The 18,518-nt window shown below is 54.2% G+C and carries 11 protein-coding genes; 1 reads left to right on the forward strand and 10 read right to left on the reverse strand.

All coding sequences use genetic code 11. The features are described from left to right. Nucleotides 1–11: 11 nt before the first annotated feature. The 6 genes from KE531_04690 to KE531_04715 form a co-directional block, all read right to left on the reverse strand. Nucleotides 12–3,974, reverse strand: a complete 3,963-nt coding sequence (locus tag KE531_04690) for an EAL domain-containing protein (GenBank protein MBR9952923.1) — start codon at nt 3,972–3,974, stop codon at nt 12–14. 376 nt (nt 3,975–4,350) lie between these two features. Beyond that, nucleotides 4,351–5,130, reverse strand: a complete 780-nt coding sequence (locus tag KE531_04695) for a ComF family protein (GenBank protein ID MBR9952924.1) — start codon at nt 5,128–5,130, stop codon at nt 4,351–4,353. A gap of 16 nt (nt 5,131–5,146) precedes the next feature. Next, a complete protein-coding gene (gene tadA, locus KE531_04700) occupies nt 5,147–7,441 on the reverse strand; it encodes a Flp pilus assembly complex ATPase component TadA (GenBank protein ID MBR9952925.1) in 2,295 nt (764 codons plus the stop codon). A 21-nt stretch (nt 7,442–7,462) separates the two neighbouring features. After that, nucleotides 7,463–8,467 carry a rod shape-determining protein gene (locus KE531_04705; GenBank protein ID MBR9952926.1) on the reverse strand — a complete coding sequence of 335 codons (1,005 nt, stop codon included), beginning with the start codon at nt 8,465–8,467 and terminating at the stop codon, nt 7,463–7,465. A gap of 269 nt (nt 8,468–8,736) precedes the next feature. Next, nucleotides 8,737–9,231, reverse strand: coding sequence for a lincosamide nucleotidyltransferase Lnu(C) (gene lnu(C), locus KE531_04710; GenBank protein MBR9952927.1), 495 nt, complete (start codon nt 9,229–9,231; stop codon nt 8,737–8,739). Nucleotides 9,232–9,254: 23 nt separating this feature from the next. Next, nucleotides 9,255–10,292: an IS1595-like element ISSag10 family transposase gene (locus KE531_04715; protein MBR9952928.1), complete on the reverse strand. Its 1,038-nt coding sequence runs from the start codon at nt 10,290–10,292 to the stop codon at nt 9,255–9,257. 471 nt (nt 10,293–10,763) lie between these two features. Between KE531_04715 and KE531_04720 the strand changes: the two genes are divergently transcribed. Next, entirely contained in the window at nt 10,764–12,278 is a 1,515-nt protein-coding gene (locus tag KE531_04720; protein ID MBR9952929.1) for a flotillin family protein, read from the forward strand. A gap of 95 nt (nt 12,279–12,373) precedes the next feature. Here KE531_04720 and KE531_04725 read toward each other — a convergent pair whose 3' ends face one another. The 4 genes from KE531_04725 to KE531_04740 are packed head-to-tail and all read right to left on the reverse strand — an operon-like array spanning nt 12,374 to nt 18,462. After that, a complete protein-coding gene (locus tag KE531_04725) occupies nt 12,374–13,768 on the reverse strand; it encodes a YfcC family protein (GenBank protein ID MBR9952930.1) in 1,395 nt (464 codons plus the stop codon). A gap of 16 nt (nt 13,769–13,784) precedes the next feature. Beyond that, entirely contained in the window at nt 13,785–15,020 is a 1,236-nt protein-coding gene (locus KE531_04730) for a M20/M25/M40 family metallo-hydrolase (GenBank protein ID MBR9952931.1), read from the reverse strand. After that, nucleotides 15,017–17,302 (reverse strand): hydratase, encoded by a 2,286-nt coding sequence (locus KE531_04735; protein ID MBR9952932.1) that lies wholly within the window; start codon nt 17,300–17,302, stop codon nt 15,017–15,019. The genes KE531_04730 and KE531_04735 overlap by 4 nt, the downstream gene beginning before the upstream one ends. Nucleotides 17,303–17,304: 2 nt before the next feature. Beyond that, nucleotides 17,305–18,462, reverse strand: a complete 1,158-nt coding sequence (locus tag KE531_04740) for a 3-methylitaconate isomerase (GenBank protein MBR9952933.1) — start codon at nt 18,460–18,462, stop codon at nt 17,305–17,307. Between the last annotated feature and the right edge of the window lie 56 nt (nt 18,463–18,518).

Genomic DNA, 18,518 nt, shown 5'->3' on the forward strand with positions numbered 1-18,518 from the left:
ATCGAAACCTCCTACTGCTTGCTTTGGTATAAACCGGCTTCCGCGGCCGGGCCTTGATGATTCAGGTAAGCTTCCTCAAATTCCTGCACCGGCATCGGCCGTCCGTAATAATAGCCCTGGGCGTAAATGCAGCCTACCTTCAAAAGGGCCGACGCCTGTTCCGGGGTTTCCACCCCTTCCGCAATACAGATCATTCCTGTCCTGCGGCAGATTTTTACAATATTTTTCACCATCATCTGACTGATCTGGTTTCCGGTAATTCCCCGAACCATGCTTCGGTCAAGCTTCACCGAATGGAAGCGGATATCCGACAGCATGGACAGGTTGGAATAGCGGGAGCCGAAATCATCCAGGGAAAACTGGAACCCGTATTCCTGGAACTGGTCGATCATCGCCGAGAATGTGTTGTTTTCAAAATCTCCTGCCGTCTCTGTGATCTCCATCTCCACCTGATCCAGGGGAACCTCCGGATACTGGCTGAGAATCGCCAGAAGCGACGCCAGTGCCGTGGGATTCAGCAGGGTTTTCCGCGAAAAATTCGTTGAAATCGAATATGGCTGGAAATTTTTTTGTTTCCACTGGCTTAAAACCGACAAGGCCTGATCGAAGACAAAGTAATCCAGCTCCTGAATTGTCCCTTCCTTCTCCATCTGATCGATGATCTTTCCGTGGGGAAGCAGGCTGCCGTCGGAATCCATGACGCGGACAAGGGCCTCCGCCCCAACCAGCATCCCTGTCCGGATGTCGATTTTCGGCTGAAGGTAAATCGTAAATTTCCCTGTCTCCTGTTTTCTCTTGATTTCCTTTTCCTGACAGCTCCCATTCCTTTTTTCGATCAGCGACCACTCCGACGGCCTGTTTTCGTAAGAAATGTCGCAGTACATCAGGTTCCTGGCTTTGTCCACCAGATCCCTGGCATTAAATATACCGTCCGACCAGGTGTGCCCCATCCGGAACTGCCCGGAAAACTGTTTGTCGAGAAGAGCCCTGACGCGGCCGCACCGGCTTACAAAGCCATCATATGTCGTGTTGGTGCATAGCACCACATACTCCGCCTTCTGGGTATGGAAAAGAAGGCTGCTGCCGAAAACATCCGTCAAAATCTCCGAAGCGCGCAGCTCGAACCGGCTGGTGCCGTCCCTCTCCTCATCGCCGGCAGGCTTCGGATGCGGGATAGCGTCCACCGCCAGGACTCCCATGGCGCTGTACATGCTGGAATCCAGCGAATAAATCGCATCCATATAAGAGCGAAGGCCAGGAAACAAAAAGTGCGGGGACTCCCATCTTCGTTCCGCCTGCTGTTTCTCCTGCACGAACCAGGCCTCCGAATACTCCAGTATTTTCCCGACAAGAGCCATCTTCTGATCGCCCTTGACCGGGTTTTCCATACAGAAAAGCAGCGACATATCCGACTGATCTTTCATCGGGGAGACGAAGAATTTCCACACCCCATTCCCTCTGTCTTCTGTCTCTTTCCCGCTCTTTTCCATCGGCTTAGACAAAAACAGCGGCTCTCCGCCTGCAAGGCAGCGCGCAAGAACAGGGAAATCTTCCAGGTGCTTTCCATAGACCGAATCACGGAGGACAATTTTCCCTTCCCGGCACCACTCCTGAAGAATGGCCGCGCTTTTATCTTTTTTTGAAAATGCCAGGATATAAAGCCTGTCTGCGCCATAATAGCTGCCCAGATTTTCAAAGACCTTTTCCATTGGATCCGTGTAAGCATCTGCCTTTAAAAGAATGCTCATGCACTCCAGGGCCACGTCCTTTTCCTGATCTGTCAGCTCGCTGTGCATTTCTGTTGCTTCCATCGAAACGCCTTCCGGAATGATGCCGTTCGGCCTCATCCCGCTCTGGACCGGCACCTTATCGCCCTCCTGAAACACAACGGCGTCCACCGCATCCGTGCTGTGGCTTAAGCAGAGCATTTCAGCCGCTTCCAGCATCTTGTCGTAATCCTTCGAGCATTTCTCCCCAAAAACAACTCCGGCAGCAAACCGGAGCTGCTGGATTTCCGGCACCTCTTTTAAAGAAACCCGCACAAAAACAAGGGCACTCTGGAGCCACCTGGAAATACTCCGCCGGTTCTGTTCTCCCGGAAGGAAGACTACAATGCTGTCCTCACTCTGCCAGCCCGCCAGGCACTCGGTTCCCAGAAAGACGCTGAACGCCGCTCCCAGATTTGCTTTTTCCCGTTTCGCTCTTCTTCCCTCAGAAAGATCCTTAAGCCCCTCAATCCGGATCAGGCAGACGGTACCCTGGACGGTCTCCGGCATGCCCATCATATATTTGGCCGCGGCACGAACCGATTCCTTCGACCAGAGCCCTGTTTCCTGATCTCTCGAGACAGAAAAAAGCATGCCGGTTTCCCACTTCCATTTCTCGTCCATGGTACACAAATACGAGTACAGGAAAGCATCGCCGGTATTTTCATCCCGTGCCAGATTGGCGCCGATCAGCCCGCAGCGGATCCGCCCCTGGGCATCCACGAACCGGAGGCGTTCCACAATCCATCTGCGCCCCTGATCCAGATCTGCCAGGAGCCTCTTTCTGCCGAATTTTCTCTGGATGCTGTCTTCTTCCTCTCTGGTGAAAAGAGTGCCGATCCCGTTCTTTAAAAAGGAGGTGTATTTCCTGTACCCATCCAGGCTTGCACGGTCACTGCCCTCCACCTGGAGTTTTTCCACAAAATCCTCTGTCAGGTTTACCTGGAGATAACAGAACAGGTGGGGATAGATGCATTCCGGTATTGACCTCCGATATAGGGAACCTGTCTGCCCCTCCGAAAAATCCGATATATTTTCTCTGATTCCCAGGACGCGGAACGGCCTTCCTTTTTCATCATACATCATCTTATAGGACATGGAACACCAACTGTAAACATTCGTCCTTCTGTGACGCAGGATAAAATTTCCGCTGTCGCCGGGATTTCCGTTTAACATATCCCCGGCAAATTTCCGGAAGTCCCTGGCGGAATCCTCATGAACCCGGCCGTTTTCAATCAGCGATTCCGGGAAATTCTCGTACACGTCGTAAGGGCCGGCTTCGCGTCTATCCGTATAAAACATGCGGAACTGCCGCGTCCGGACATCCACATCCCACAAAAGGAAATCCGAATGCTTCAGGGTAAAGCCAAGCCACTCCCGGTACAGGTTCTGCCGCCAGTTCATCCGCTTCAGTTCAAAAGGATTCCGGATCAGTTCCAGGACAACCGGCGGCTTTTCTCCCGCAGGGCGGATGCACAGGAACCGGAGCCGGCAGGACGTCCACTGGAGCCCGTCTTCTGAGACGCGGCACCTGCAATCTGCCTCGCCTTTTCTCGCGGCCTCCCTCACTACATCCTCATAGAGTACCAGGTCTGCCGGATCTATCCTGTATGAAGCGGAGCGGGCAGGCCCGGAATAAAGGATCCGGATCTCATCCCCCGCTTCAAGGATGCGTACCGTCTCCTCCGGGCAGGCTTCCGGATTCTGCGCTGCTGACGCCTCATCCCCCAGGAACCTGACACGGTCGGCCTCCGGGTCACTGTACACATAATATTTATCAGAAGTCTCTGTTTTCGCAAGCTCCGCCGCATACTCCGCCATTTCCAGTACCACAGGAAAGTTTTTCGAGGAATCCCGGAAAAGATAAATTCCGATCCTGTCCGTCAGCTTCACGTTGGAAAATTCCTCTTCCGCATACCGGAGAGCATCGCACAGCATGTCTAACTTCCCGCGCACGACACTCTCCGATATTTTTCCCTGAAGAAAGACAAGAAACTTCTCCCCTTCCAGGTGTTCAATGATATCCGTCTCCCTGAAAAAGCGTGCCAGTGTCTTCTTTACCTGGCCGGCATTGGGAATTCCGCCGTTTTCTGCGTCCCATCCATCTCCCGTTTCCACAGACACCAGAAAAAGGGCGGCCATCTCTCCGTCCCGCATATTCTTTATGCGCTTGTTGATTGTTTCGGCAAACTCAAACTGCTTTTCCATACCATATCACCCGTTCTGCACATCCCCGTCCGTCAGGTACACTGCCCTGCAATTTTCCCGGCGGTCTCCAACCGTTCTCACCATAAGCGGAAACAAACGACTCCCCTCTGCGGCAAATCCGCAGACAGAACCCGTCTGTTGATAGCTGTCACAAATGAAAAAGCGCAGACCTGTCCCTCTCCGTACATACGCTGTCAACCCTTTTCCAAAAAAAGAGGCGCTTCTTTTTCTGCACCCCATCCGTCAGTCGCTGAAACACACTGTCATACATCAATTATATGTCATAGCAGGCGAAATGACAAGTGTTTTTATCTGCACAATCCTTCATTTCATGCGTATTTTTAAGAATTTTCCGCCATTTAAAGAATGGCAGCATCTACCGTCCTCCCGTGATGCAGACGGCCAGAAAATAAACGTTTTTCACACCGTTTTCTAACAGAACCCGGGCACACGCCTCCATGGTACTTCCGGTCGTGTAAATGTCATCCACCAGGATCACCGTTTCCGGCACGACAGGCGGCTTTTTCCTGTCTGAGAGATGTCCTTCCATGAGCAGGTGAAGCCCTGCTCGCTCCCACCGCTCCCCGGGACGCCCGAAGGCAAAGGCGCCTGAAAGGTTTTTAAGCCTCTCTGCGGCAGAAAGCTCCTTCTGGGGCGCCGTCTTTTTTGTCCGCACAAGAAGGTTCGGGTACACCGGGACGCCTAAGCGCCTTCCGATCTCATCGGCCAGCACCTCCGCCTGGTTAAAGCCCCGCGCCCGGCGTCTGGACGGATGGATGGGTACCGGCACAAGGACATCGGCCCTCATGCGGCAGACCGCCTTCCCGAACCGCGCCGCCATGGCAGCCCCGTAAAAATCCAGGTACTCCCGCTTATTCCCGTATTTGATTTTCGCCATGGAACGCTTTGCCGTTTCGTTGTAATTGAAAAGCGCCATGCCATAGGAAAACGAGGGCCTGCGACGCGCGCAGTCCCGGCAAAGCTCTTCGGCAGACGATAAAACCTCTCTTCCGCAGATTTTGCACACAGGCGATTTGACAGGCGAAAGCCTCGGATAGCAGGCACGGCAGATGAGACTGCCGGCCGGCTCCGTGATTTCCCCGCACACCGGGCAGCGGCGGGGAAAAAGAACATTCAGAAATGTATCTCGATTCAATTTACTTCCTCTTAAACTAGAACTCGATTTCCAGGATCCTGTCTTTTAACCCTGAATACCGCTTCTGTTCCGTCTCATTGTCCACCATGGCCTGAAACACCTCGGGAAGCCCCACCAGGCAGACGCATTTTTTCGCCCTGGTGACGGCCGTGTAAATCAGGTTCCGCGTCATCAGCATCCTGGGGCCGTTATGCACCGGGATTACCACGGCCGGATACTCGCTTCCCTGGGACTTATGTATGGTGATTGCATAGGCCAGCTCCAGCTCCTCGAGCTGTTTGAAGCCGTATTCCACCATGCGCCCCTCGTCGAATTCCACGGTCATCGTCTCCGCAAAGCCGTTGATCTCGCGGACAGTACCCGTGTCGCCGTTAAAAATCCCCTCTCCCTTTTCCACAGGGATCCCATAGCGGTTCCGGATTTCCCACTCGATCTGGTAGTTGTTTTTAATCTGCATGACCTTGTCGCCGACCCGGAAGACGGTGCCGCCGGACTCTTTTTCCTCTTTACCCAGCGACGGCGGGTTGAAGCTCTCCTGGAGCACCTTGTTAAGCTGTTCCACGCCCAGGGCGCCCTTTCGCATGGGCGTCATAATCTGGATCTCCGACATCTCGGCATTCACGTAATTGGGGAGCTTGTCTTTCACAAGCACCATCATGTCCTTTATGATATCGGCCGGATTCTCCCGCCGGATAAACAGGAAATCCCGGCTCCGCTTGTTTAGAGGCACCTGCTCGCCGGCGTTGATTTTATGGGCGTTTACGACGATGTCGCTCTGGGCCGCCTGCCGGAAAATCTTCGTAAGCTTCACCACCGGGAACTTCCCGGATTCGATGATGTCCCGCAGGACATTTCCCGGCCCGACGCTGGGAAGCTGGTTCACATCGCCCACCAGGATGAGCCGCGTGCCCACGGTCACAGCCTTTAAAAGCGAATGGATCAGGCTGATGTCCACCATGGACATCTCGTCGATGATGATGACGTCGCCGTCCAGGGGATTCGTCTCGTTCCGCTCAAAATGCATGCCCTCCAGACGGCTCTCTGAGCTTCCGAAAGACGCCGTCCCGGCCGCCTGCCCGTTTCCCGAAGCATCACTCTTTCCGCCGAAGCCCGGCGCCCCCGGCATTCCCGTAAGCTCCAGAAGCCGGTGGATCGTCTTCGCTTCATGTCCCGTGGCCTCGGACATCCGCTTTGCAGCCCGCCCCGTGGGAGCCGCCAGCAAAATTTCCAGGCCTTCCTTTTCAAAATAGCGAATAATCATGTTGATGGTCGTCGTCTTTCCCGTTCCCGGGCCGCCGGTGATGATTAAAAGGCCGCTGTTCACGGCCTGGATCACGGCCTCCTCCTGATGTTCGTCGAGCTCCGGGCCGCCGGTCTCCGAAAGCTCCAAAAGCCGCTTTTTCACCTGCTCCGCCGGAACATAATCCTTTTCGTTTAAGTCATGGAGCATCCGCGCCGTGTTGAGCTCCATGTAGTAAAACTGAGCCGGATAGACGATCCGCCTGCCGTCCTTTTCCTTCACGATGAGCTTTCGCTCCATCTGGAGATCCATCAGGTGCTTTTCCATGTGCTCCGGCTCGACGCTAAGAAGCTCCGACGCATTTTTGCAGAGCTCCGTCTCCGGCAGGTAAGTGTGACCGTTTCCGACGGCCGAAAGGAGCGTGTAAAAAAGGCCGCTCTTGATCCGGTAGTCGGAGTCGGTGAAAATCCCCACTTTGGCCGCAATCTCATCTGCGATTTTAAAGCCGATGCCGCGGATGTCATCGGCCAGCCGGTAGGGGTTCTCCTGAATCACCGAGTACATGGACGGCCCGTACTGCTGGTAGATTTTCACGGCCAGATTCATGGAAATCCCGTACTGCTGGAGGAAAATCATGGCCTGGCGCATGTCCCGCTTCTCGGCGGCCTGGCTGCCGATCTCCATGGCCATGCGCTCGGAAATTCCCTTGATTTCCGCAAGCCGCTCCGGCTCCTCCTCGATGATCCGGAAGGTGTCCATGCCGAATTTTTTCACGATCCTGGAAGCTAAGGAAGCTCCGATGCCTTTGATCGCACCGGAGCCAAGATACCGTTCCATTGCAAGGGTGTCCTCGGGAGCCTTGATTTCATAGCTCTCCACCGCAAGCTGTTCGCCGTAAATCGAATGTTCCACCATGCGGCCGGTCGCCTCGATGAGCTCGCCTTCGCTTATATAATGGAAGGTTCCCACAAGGATGTACTCCTCTTTCCCATCGGTGACGCTTAAAACCGAATAGCCGTTATCCTCATTGCGGTATTTAATTCTCTCAACATAACCTTTTACTGTCGCCATACCCACTCTGTGAAAGGCGCTTTAGTCGTCTGCGCCCTTTCCGCCGCCATGGGCGAATTCAATGAATTTTCCTGTTCCGATTGCCACGGCCGTAAGCGGCTCCTCGGCAATCATCGTATTGATTCCCGTCTTCTCCTCGATTAAGGCATCCAGGCCGGAAAGCAGGGAACCGCCGCCCGTAAGGACGATGCCGCGGTCAAAAATGTCGGCCGCCAGCTCCGGCGGAGTCCGCTCTAAGACGCTGTGTACGGCGTCAACGATCTGGAGCGCCGGTTCTTTTAATGCCTCCAGGGTCTCGTCGGATGTCACGATGATGGTCTTCGGGAGGCCCGTCACCAGGTTCCTTCCGCGTACTTCCATGGTCACAAGCTCCGGGCGGCGGTATGCCGCGCCGATGTTGATCTTGATTTCCTCGGCCGTCCTCTCACCGATTAAAAGATTGTGTTTTTTCCTCATATAACGGACGAGGGCCTCGTCGAAGTCGTCTCCAGCCACTTTAATGGACGTGCTGACAACGGTGCCTCCCAGGGAAATCACGGCGATATCCGCCGTACCGCCTCCGATATCGACGATCATGTTTCCGCAGGCCTTGGAGATATCGATTCCGGCGCCGATGGCTGCCGCAACCGGCTCCTCGATGATGCAGACCTCTCTGGCGCCTGCGTTGTAGGTGGCGTCCTCAACGGCCTTCTTTTCCACCTCTGTGGCGCCGCTGGGGATGCAGACCGCGATCCGCGGCTTTCTTAAGGTACGCTTTCCCACAGCCTTGTCGATGAAATATTTTAACATTTTCTCCGTTACCGTATAATCGGAGATCACGCCCTTTCTCAGGGGCCTGACGGCCACGATGTTGCCCGGGGTACGGCCGATCATCAGGCGCGCTTCCTCTCCGAAGGTGATAATCTTGTTTGTGTCCCGATCCAGGGCCACCACGGACGGCTCCTTCAATACGACGCCTTTTCCCTTAATGTAAACCAGAATGCTGGCTGTACCTAAATCAATTCCAATGTCGTTTGACATCATCATTGGCGTTTTCCTCCTGTTTCTTCCGAAAAATCTCAAATTTTCCTGTCATTCCATTTGCTTTTCTATGTTATAATGTTCATTATGTCCCATGCAGGGCCCAAAATATCAATCTTATTATATACAAAACCCTTTGGTTTTTAAAGAGTTTTTTTTATTTTTCATTGCGGCTTTAGCAAGTTTATTTTTTTGGCTATGTCACAACAAACAGTTGATAAATAGCCATTTTTATAGGGGAGTATCAGAACTCCCCTATAAACTGTTATTTGCAGTTATCTATACTCATTTGGAATTTCGATATGAAGTGTCTCACACAATAACTTCACATCATGTGCATCATTTTCATCAAACTCGTATCCCAGATGGAACATTACTTGACTATATGGTTCAATACAGGAAACCTCTATTTCCTCAATTCTTCCTTTACCCGAAAAAGTTTCTACCGGAAAACAATCCCCATCATAAAGAATTTCACCTTCGTCCGTATATTCAAAACAATGCAAATCAATAATTCTGTTTTTCAAATCTTCCCATACAGTATGGTTCAATGTTGTATATTCCATCTTAATCTCATAAAAGCCATTAGCTTTCATTATTTCTATAAAGTTCTGATAATCGTTCTTTTCTACAAAAATGTCAATATCATTATGGGCTCTTGACTGATATCCAAGAAGAGCATCTACACCCCAGCCACCATCAAGAAAGACTTTAATCTCCGCATCTATTGCAAATTGAAGAATCTGTTTTACATCTGTTATATTGACCATCTTATCATCTCCACAAATTCTAATTAGGCGACCAGAGGAACTGCTGGTCTGTTTGATAAATCTCTGCATTTAGCAGTTTTCAATGTTGCCAAAACGAAAGTTAAGAAGATGTTCCTTTTCTCCATGTCGCTTTCTTTGGCGTAATTTACAAGGTTATTCCACACAAGATAGTTGTTCAGATACTTGGTAGAAACACCGTTAAAGCCACGCATAAACCTCTTTAGCTGGCTATGGTAGCTATTGATATGTTGGATATTATAAATGCCTTTCTTGGCTTTGCCAGTCTTTAACTGCACAAGGTCAATGCTATTGGCATTTGTAAATCTCACATAGGAGTTCATCTTGTCCGTAACAAGAGTGGAATTGGTCTTAATCCTACCATCATAAATATGATGTAAATCTCTTGTAGAAACTCTACCAGTATTCGTAATCTTGGAGATAGACAAGCCATTCCTATTAACCGCACAAGGAACACATACCTTTTCTTGGGACAAGCCTCTGATATGTGTAGAATGACCACGCTTATGAGCCTTGCGTGGCATAGCAAATGTCTTACTCTTGCTATGATTGCCCTTGTACGAGATGGCGAAAAAAGTTTCGTCAGCCTCAATAATGCCGTCAAGGGTAACATCGTCTGCCATATTCTGAAGTGCATCCAAAATCTTGTGTCTCCAAAGGAATGCGGTGTTTCTGTGAATCCCACAAGCAACAGCAGTCTTACGAATGGATAAGCCATTCATCATACAATCAATGTACTGCTCCCACACGGACAAGTCTTTTCTTGTACCAGACACAATGGAGTTCGTAGCAATCACGAAGGACTTGCCACAATCCTTACATACATATCGCTGTGTGCCATCTTTACGATGACCATTGCGAACCACATGGATACAGCCACAAAGAGGGCATACACGACCATTTGCAAAGCGTTCCTTTGCTACGAAATCTTCAATATTCAAAGACTTTACAAAGGCAGGACTTAAAAGCATTGTTTTAAGGCTTTCCTGCTCTGCGACAGTCAACTTACCGATAATATCTAATGCGTCTTTGATAGTAGGCATATCCAATTACCTCCTTCGGTGGTACTGTTTCTTACTATTATTATACGCTATTTCTCGTCAAAAATCAACCATTTGTTGTGACAGAGCCATTTTTTTTTAATCGCGCCTACACACTTTGGACACATTTCTTCCCTATAATACAATTACGTTATCCGAAAGGATAACCTGCCTTTGTTTCAAGTGATTCACTTGAACACACAAAGCTTTTTCATACTCATGCCGGGCGGGCAACCGCCCGGTCCCCCTTGAAATTTTCGCTCCGCTTTTGGCGGGGCGTTTTTTGTATTCGGCGGCTCTCCCGGCGCATGTCCTGGCGGCTCACCTGCGGACGTCGTGCCATGTCCTGTCTTCTTTTTCTTTTTTCTGTCAATTTATGACGTTTTCCTTAAATGTCTTTTCCAATTTATTCCCATATGATAAGATAAACATACAATAAAACGATCCCTATGGTTTGCAGAGAAAGGAGTTTTTATGGCACCTGGTTTACTTAATTTACTGATCGCCGCGATTCCGGCTGTGATTATCCTGATTCTCTTCCTTATTATAATTACTCAGGGATATGTAAAAGCGCCGCCGGATCACGCCTACATTATTTCCGGTCTCCGGAAGGAGCCGCGCGTCCTCATCGGCCGCGCCGGTTTCAAGATCCCGTTCTTTGAACAGCTCGACAAGCTGTACCTAGGACAGATCACCGTCGACATCAAAACCGACGAGTACATCCCCACCAACGACTTCATCAACGTCATGGTGGACGCCGTGGCGAAAATCCGCGTGGCCGACGATCCCGCCCAGATGAAGCTCGCCATGCGGAACTTCTTAAACAAGGAGCCGGCCAAAATCGCCGCCGACCTCCAGGATTCCCTTCAGGGAAACATGCGTGAGATTATCGGTACGCTGACGCTGCGGGCCATCAACACCGACCGGGATTCCTTCTCCGATCAGGTGATGGCGAAGGCGTCGAAGGACATGGAAAAGCTCGGCATCGACATCCTGTCCTGCAACATCCAGAACGTGACGGATGAGCACGGGCTCATTCAGGATCTCGGTATGGACAATACCGCGAAGATCCGGAAGGACGCTTCCATCGCAAAGGCCGAGGCGGAGCGGGATATCGCCATTGCCCAGGCGGCCGCAGACAAGGCGGCCAACGACGCCCGCGTCCTGGCTGAGACGGAAATCGCCCAGAAGAACAATGAACTTTCCATCACGAAGGCCGAACTCCAGAAGGCCTCCGATACGAAGAAGGCCGAGGCCGACGCCGCTTACGAAATCCAGAAACAGGAGCAGGAAAAGACTATCCAGACGGCCACCGTCAACGCCCAGATCGCAAAGGCCGAAAGGGAAGCCGAATTAAGGCGCCAGGAAGTTACGGTTCAGCAGCAGGAATTGGAGGCTGAAATCAACAAAAAGGCCGACGCCGACCGCTACGCCATCGAGCAGGCGGCCGCCGCAGAACTGACGAGGCGCCAGAGGGAGGCCGAAGCCAAGCAGTACGAACAGGAAAAGGAAGCCGAGGCCAGAAAGGCCCAGGCTGATGCAGAAAAATATGCGATGCTCCAGCAGGCCGAAGGTATCAGGGCCCGCGGCGAGGCTGAGGCTGCCGCGATCCAGGCAAAGGCGCTGGCGGAGGCACAGGGTATGGAAAAGAAGGCCGAGGCCTACCAGAAATATAATCAGGCCGCCATGGCTGAAATGATGATAAAGGCCCTGCCGGAGATCGCCGGAAAGATCGCAGAGCCGCTGTCCCAGATCGACAAAATCACCATCATCGGCGGCGGAAGCGACGGCGAGAACGGCGTCGGCTCCGTGGCCGGGAACGTGCCCGTCGTCATGGCAAAGCTGTTTGAATCCATGAAGGAGGCCACCGGCGTGGATCTGGCCGAAATCATGAAGGCCGACACCTACGACGCGAAGGTGACACGGAACGTGAACCTGACCGGGGCGCCGGATGTGATTGTGAATGCGGGGGCTGTGCCGGAGGCGTAAACGCAGGAAGAAGCCGGAAATCCCGAGAACATGTAAACATAAAAGCCGCAAAGGCTGCTGTGCATCCACCGGCACAGCAGCCTTTTTCGTATGGCTCAATGATATCCTGTGATCTGGCAGAACACCATCAGGAGACAGGCTGCCAGAATCCACATTCCCCAGAGCTTTCCGAAGAATTTCATCCACTTGTCATAAGGAATTCCCGCCGCCGCAATGAACGGCATCAGGGAGCCGCCATGGGGCTGGACATATCCGCAGATTCCGTCGCCCAGGCGGTAAGCCAGGACAAGGATCTGGCGGCTGATGCCGGAGATATCGGCCACCGGAGCCAGAATCGGCATGACGACAGAGGCCTGGCCGATGCCGGAGGTAACAAATACGCTGGCAATCATGTTGATAATTAAGAGCACCGGCCCCTTCAAAAGTTCCGGAAGGTAATCCATGCTGGAGGCCATTCCCATGACAACCGTGTCCAGGATGTTGGCTTCGTCCATGATCAGGGTGCATGCCGAGCCAAGGCCGACAATCAGGGCCGCAGAAACCATTCCTTTGGCTCCCTTTACGAACTCGGAGGCGATCCGGCTTGGCCCGTAGCCGTATGCAAAGCCGCTTAAGATTCCCATCCACATGAATACGATGGCATTTTCCCGAAGCTGCCAGCCAAAGTTTAAACAGCCGTAAATCAGGACTGCAAACGACGCCAGGAAGATGGTGAGGACAAGGTAATGGCGCTTCTCCACCTGGACGTCAATCTCGTTGACATCAAAATGCTTGATTTCCGTCACGCCGTAGATGACGCTTTTTGCCGGGTCTTTCCTGCACTGCTCGCCGTAGCGGATTAAATAGGCGGCCGTAATCAGGTACAGCATCACAAAGGCCACGATCCGCATGGAGACGCCGGAGTAGGCCGGAAGCCCCACAAGGCCCTGGGCCACCGCCGTCTGGGAGGCGAAGATGCCGGAAGAAAACCCGATTCCGATGCCGAGCATGACGATGGACACACCCATGACCGCATCATAGCCGAGAGTGGCCGCCAGCATGACACCGATGGGGGCAAAGCCGATGAATTTGTTGGTAGCCTGAGTGATTCCGATGCTGGCAAACAGCAGAAGGAACAGCGGGATAAAGAACTTTTCTTTTCCCGAGCAGGCCTTGGAGAGCCGGCCGCAGAAGGCGTGGAACATTCCGGTGGACAAAAGGACTTCCAGCCCGGCGCCGACAATCAAAAGACCGAATATGATGTCTGCCTGGTCGGAAAGGGCGTCCATGACATAGTTCGGAATATGCCAGAACGGAACCGGCGTCTGGTCTATGTAATGGAACGAATCGGCGACGACGACTTCCTGACCGGATGCATCGGTTTCCCGGAGATATTCACCGGCCGGAATCAGGTACGTCAGGATGGATACAAAAATCAGAATCAGAAAAATAATTACATAGCTGTGCGGCATTTTCAGTGCCTTTTTCTTGGTTTCGGCTGTTTTTTCCATGGTTCCCCCCCTGCTTTTATCCGCGGTTCTTTTTCTGCACAACCGGCTCACAGACACCTTCCAGGCCGGCGAATGCCAGAAGCAGCACCAGATCCCTCTTCGGCCCCTCGGCGCTTCCTGTGGGGTCAAAGTATTCGTTTACTGTGTGGCTGAGGCCCATTTTTCCGCCTCTTCCGATGGTACAGGACGGGATTCCTTTGCTGATCGGAATGTTAGAATCCGTGCTGCCGCCCTCCGGGATCACCGGCTCCATGCCGAAGGCCCTGTATGCCGCAAGGGCCGCCTGGATGTGGGGCGCGTCCATGTCCTGCTCGCCTCCCGGCCGTCTTCCAGAGGCCTCGATTTCCACTGTCACGGTCTCCGTCGGATGGTTCCATCTGGCGTTCTCCTCCTCGCAGGCCTCGCGGCAGCACGCTGCAATCCGGTCTGCCAGGCGGTCCAGCTCCGCGTCCTGCATGGAGCGCATGTCGATCATCAGCTCGCTCTTTGTCGGTATGCCGTTGGTGGAGGTACCGCCGCGGGCGATGCCCACGTTAAAGACGGTGACCGGCTTCTTCGGCACCTGGAGGTCGCTGATCTTTGCAATGGCGCGTCCCATGGCGTTGTTGGCGTTGGGGATTCCGAACATGCCGAGGGCGTGGCCGCCGACTCCGCGGTAGGTGACATGGTACACCATGCTGGCGATGGCATGCAGGGTGATTTTTTCCGGCATCGGGCCGTCGATGGAGATAAAGCCGTCGATGTCGTCCATGGTTTCAAACATGTGGCGGGTTCCTCTCAGGTTTCCAAGTACCTCCTCGCCGACGGTTCCGCAGAAAAGGATGTCGCCCATGGCGCGGACGCCGGTTTCCATCATGGCGCGGGCAATGCCTAAAACCTCGGCCATTCCTCTCGTGTCGTCGGTGATTCCGGGCGCGTGGATGACGCCGTTTTCGTCAATCCTGGGCGTCACGTCCGTATCCGCGTCGAACACCGTGTCCATGTGGGCGGAAATCACAATCTTCGGGCCGCCGCCGGTGCCTTTTAAAAGGCCGTAGACGTTCCAGACTTCGTCCATCCAGACCTTGTCGAAGGGCAGCTCTCTAAACATTTCCTCGTAGCGTTTCGCGCGTTTCTCCTCCTGGTTCGAGGGGGAATTGATGGCGCAGAGCTCGATCTGGTCATCCACCATGCGCTTCTCGTCCCGGTCAAGCTGTGCCATGACCGCCTTTACCTGCTGTGCCTCCATAAGCCTTTGTACCTTTTCTTTCATTGCATACCTCCGTGATAGTAGTTGATGAGTCCTCCGGCCAGCAAAATCCCGGTTTCTTCCTCTGTCATGGGATCCAATAGGAAGGAAATTTCCCGTGCTGTCCCGTTTTGTATCATGTATCCATGAATCTCCCGCGCATGTTCTGCCACCGCCGTCCGGATATCCGGGAGGAAAATGGCATCCCCGACGGAAATTGCCCCGGCTTCTGTCTCCCGCAGAGGCAGCATCCCCCAGTTAATCAGGTTGGAGCGGTACCGCTTCGTCGCATACCCGGCGGCGATGTTGGCACATCCGCCGAGGACGCGCTGGCAGCTTGCCGCCTGCTCCCTCGCGGAACCGTCTCCCGGGCTTACGGCGCAGATCAGGGAGCCGAGCCCGATGGCTTCTATCTCACCGCCGCAGATGGCTCCCGCCGTTTCCATGGCAGCTTTTATGCCTTCCGGAATTTCTTCCGTCTTCCCTGCGGCGCGGCTTTCTTCTGCCCTCTGCCACTCTTTGGCGCGGCCCACGTAAGCCGGATCCTTGCGGCTTAAGGTAAACTCCGCCATGGCCCGCGGGTTGGAACGGTACGTTGAGGCATCGCCGGACGGGATCAGTTCATCTGTCGTCGTCACCGGATCCGTGATGACCGAGGCCGTTCCCAAAAGCAGGTGCTTCGGCATTTCTTTCATCTCCGGCCAGTCGGTGATATTCGGCCCGTACTGGAGAGCCGCCTCCTTCTCTGCCTTCCGGAAGCCGTTGTAAACCCTGGCGTCGTAGGGGCTCCTGTCGAAATAGTAGATGGTTCCGGCGATGGGCGTTTCCTCTCCGGCGGCCGTTAAGAGCCCGCCGTTTTTCGCCGTGGCCGCAATGCTTCTGGCATCCATCAGGGCCACCGCGGCCGCCTGTCCCTGGCCTGGCTTGGAGCCCTCTCGGTTCGGGAAATTCCGCGTCACATGGCGAACCGAAAGGCCTCCGTTTGCCGGCACTTCTCCGGCGCCGAAGCAGGGGCCGCAGAAGCTGGAGCGGACGATGACACCGCTTTTCATAAGCTCTGTCATGAGGCCCTGGCGAACCACCTCCAGATAGACCGGCTGCGAGGCCGGATAGACGGACAGGGAAAAGCCGCCGTTTCCTGCCGTATGGCCCCGGAGCGCCGCCGAAACCGAGGCGATGTTTTCAAAGGTTCCGCCGGCACAGCCGGCAACGACGCCCTGATCCACCCGGAGCCGCCCGTTTTCCATTTTTCCCACCAGCCGTAAATTTTTTCCGGTTTCCCCGATCCGTTCGCATGCCATCCGCTCCGTCTCCCGGAGGATGTCCTCGGGCGTTTCGTAAAACTCCCGGATGGAGAATGCATGGGACGGATGGAACGGAAAGGCAATCATCGGCTCAATTTTATCCAGCTCCACCGTCACGGAGCCGTCGTAGCGGGCTAACGTCTCCGGGGCCATATAGGAAAAGTCCTCCGGCCGCCCGTGGGTCTTATAATATTCGCGGATCACATCGTCTGTCATCCAGATGCTTGACAGGCAGGCCATCTCCGTTGTCATCACGTCGATCCCGCACCGGTAATCGGCGGAAAGCTGGCCGATTCCGTCGCCGACAAATTCCAGGACTTTGTTTTTCACAAGGCCGTCCGGGAACAGTTCCCGGATCAGCGCCAGGGCCACGTCCTGGGGCCCGACGCCTGGCTTCGGCTTTCCTGTGAGTTTTACGCAGATGATTTCCGGATACGCGATGTCGTAGGTTTTTCCAAGAAGCTGCTTTACAAGCTCGCCGCCGCCCTCACCGACGCCCATGGTGCCGAGTGCGCCGTATCGCGTATGGCTGTCGGAGCCTAAAATCATCCGGCCGCAGCCGGCATATTCTTCCCGCATGTACGAATGGATCACCGACACATGGGCCGGCACGAAGATCCCGCCGTACTTTTTCGCCGCCGACAGCCCGAACCGGTGGTCGTCCTCGTTTAAGGTGCCGCCCACGGCGCAGAGGCTGTTGTGGCAGCAGGTCATCACATAGGGAAGCGGGAATTCCTTTAAGCCGCTGGCCTTTGCCGTCTGGATGACGCCCACATACGTCAGGTCGTGGGACGCCAGGGAATCGAAGGTCAGGGCCAGGCGGCCGCCCGGCTTTCCGGCACTTTTGTCGTGAGACTTAAAAATCTTCCATGCCATCGTCCCGCAGTCTGCCTCATCCACGGCCCTTTCGCCGAACTGGGCACGCAGAAGCGGCTCATTTTCCGCCGGCACAAGCTCCTGGCCGTTTACGAGATAAATCGGATTCCAGTTTGTCTTTATCATACCTATTCCCCCAATGGTTCATAAAAGGCCGTACCGCTCATGAGGCGCCGTGCTGTCCGGATGCCGGAGACGGAGCAGATATGCGGGCAGCCGTCCGTACCTGGCTCCGCCTTCGCCCCGGCTTCCAAAAGCCCTCCGGCGTGGCCCAGCCTGATGGTTGTTTTGACAGGTTCCTCTTCCCTCTGACATGCCTTCCAAACCAGCGTGCCGGGACAGACGGCTGCGGCGGCCGTACACATGGCGCCCGTCATGGCGCAGGCCGGATGGGCTTTCTGCATGCTCATCATGCGGATGGAAAGGTCATAATCGTCTCCGCCAATTTTTTCTCCCTCGGAGGTCTCATATGGCTTTGCCGGCCCGATGACGGCGATTTTCGGGATGCCGGGCGATACATGCCTTGCCTCCTCCGGCTTTTTGCAGACACCCAGAAGCACGGCTGCGGCCCCGCGGATGGCTTCCAGCCGCACCAGAAGCTCCGGATTTCCGTCGATTTCCGGCGGAAGCTCTGTCCCGTCCATGCCGACCGACGCTGCATTCACAAAAATCAGCGGGTTTGTCGCGTCCACGATGGACACCTCCACGGCTTTTCCGCTCTCGTATTCCAGCATTTCCGCGGTTTTTCCCGTCGGGAGCAGACGTCCGAACATGCTCCCGGCCGGCTCCGGAAATTCCAACTTCACCGGCGCCGCCGTCCCGGGTACGCCTGCGATGGAGGTGCTTCCGCTGTATGTAACGCGTCCGCCCGGCGTCTGCACGGTCTCGCGGATGATTTTTTTCGTGTTCCGGTTATACACGCGGACGACGGTCTCCGGGTCTTCTGCCTTCACAAGCCCCATCTCGATGGCAAAGGGGCCGACAGCCGAGGAAATGTTCCCGCAGTTTCCGGCCGAGGAGACGAAGGCCTCCGTGATGGACGGCTGGAGAAACAGATAATCCACGTCGGCGCCAGGGACGCTTGGCGGGCCGATGACGGCCGCTTTGGTCGTCACGCTGACTGCGCCGCCCAGTCCGTCGATCTGCCGTTTGTCCGGGCTTCCCACGATCTTTAAAATCACGGCATCCCTTTCCTTTTCGTCGGCGGGAAGATCTTTTTCCAGGAAAAAGACAGCCTTGCTGGTGCCGCCCCGCATGATGGTGCATGGTATTTCTTTCTGGTACATGTTTCTCCTCCTCTTCTCCCTTGACTTTTTGTTGTCTTCATTATATGATGAAACAT

Source organism: Eubacteriaceae bacterium Marseille-Q4139 (assembly GCA_018223415.1).
Taxonomy (GTDB): Bacteria; Bacillota; Clostridia; order Lachnospirales; family Lachnospiraceae; genus CABSIM01.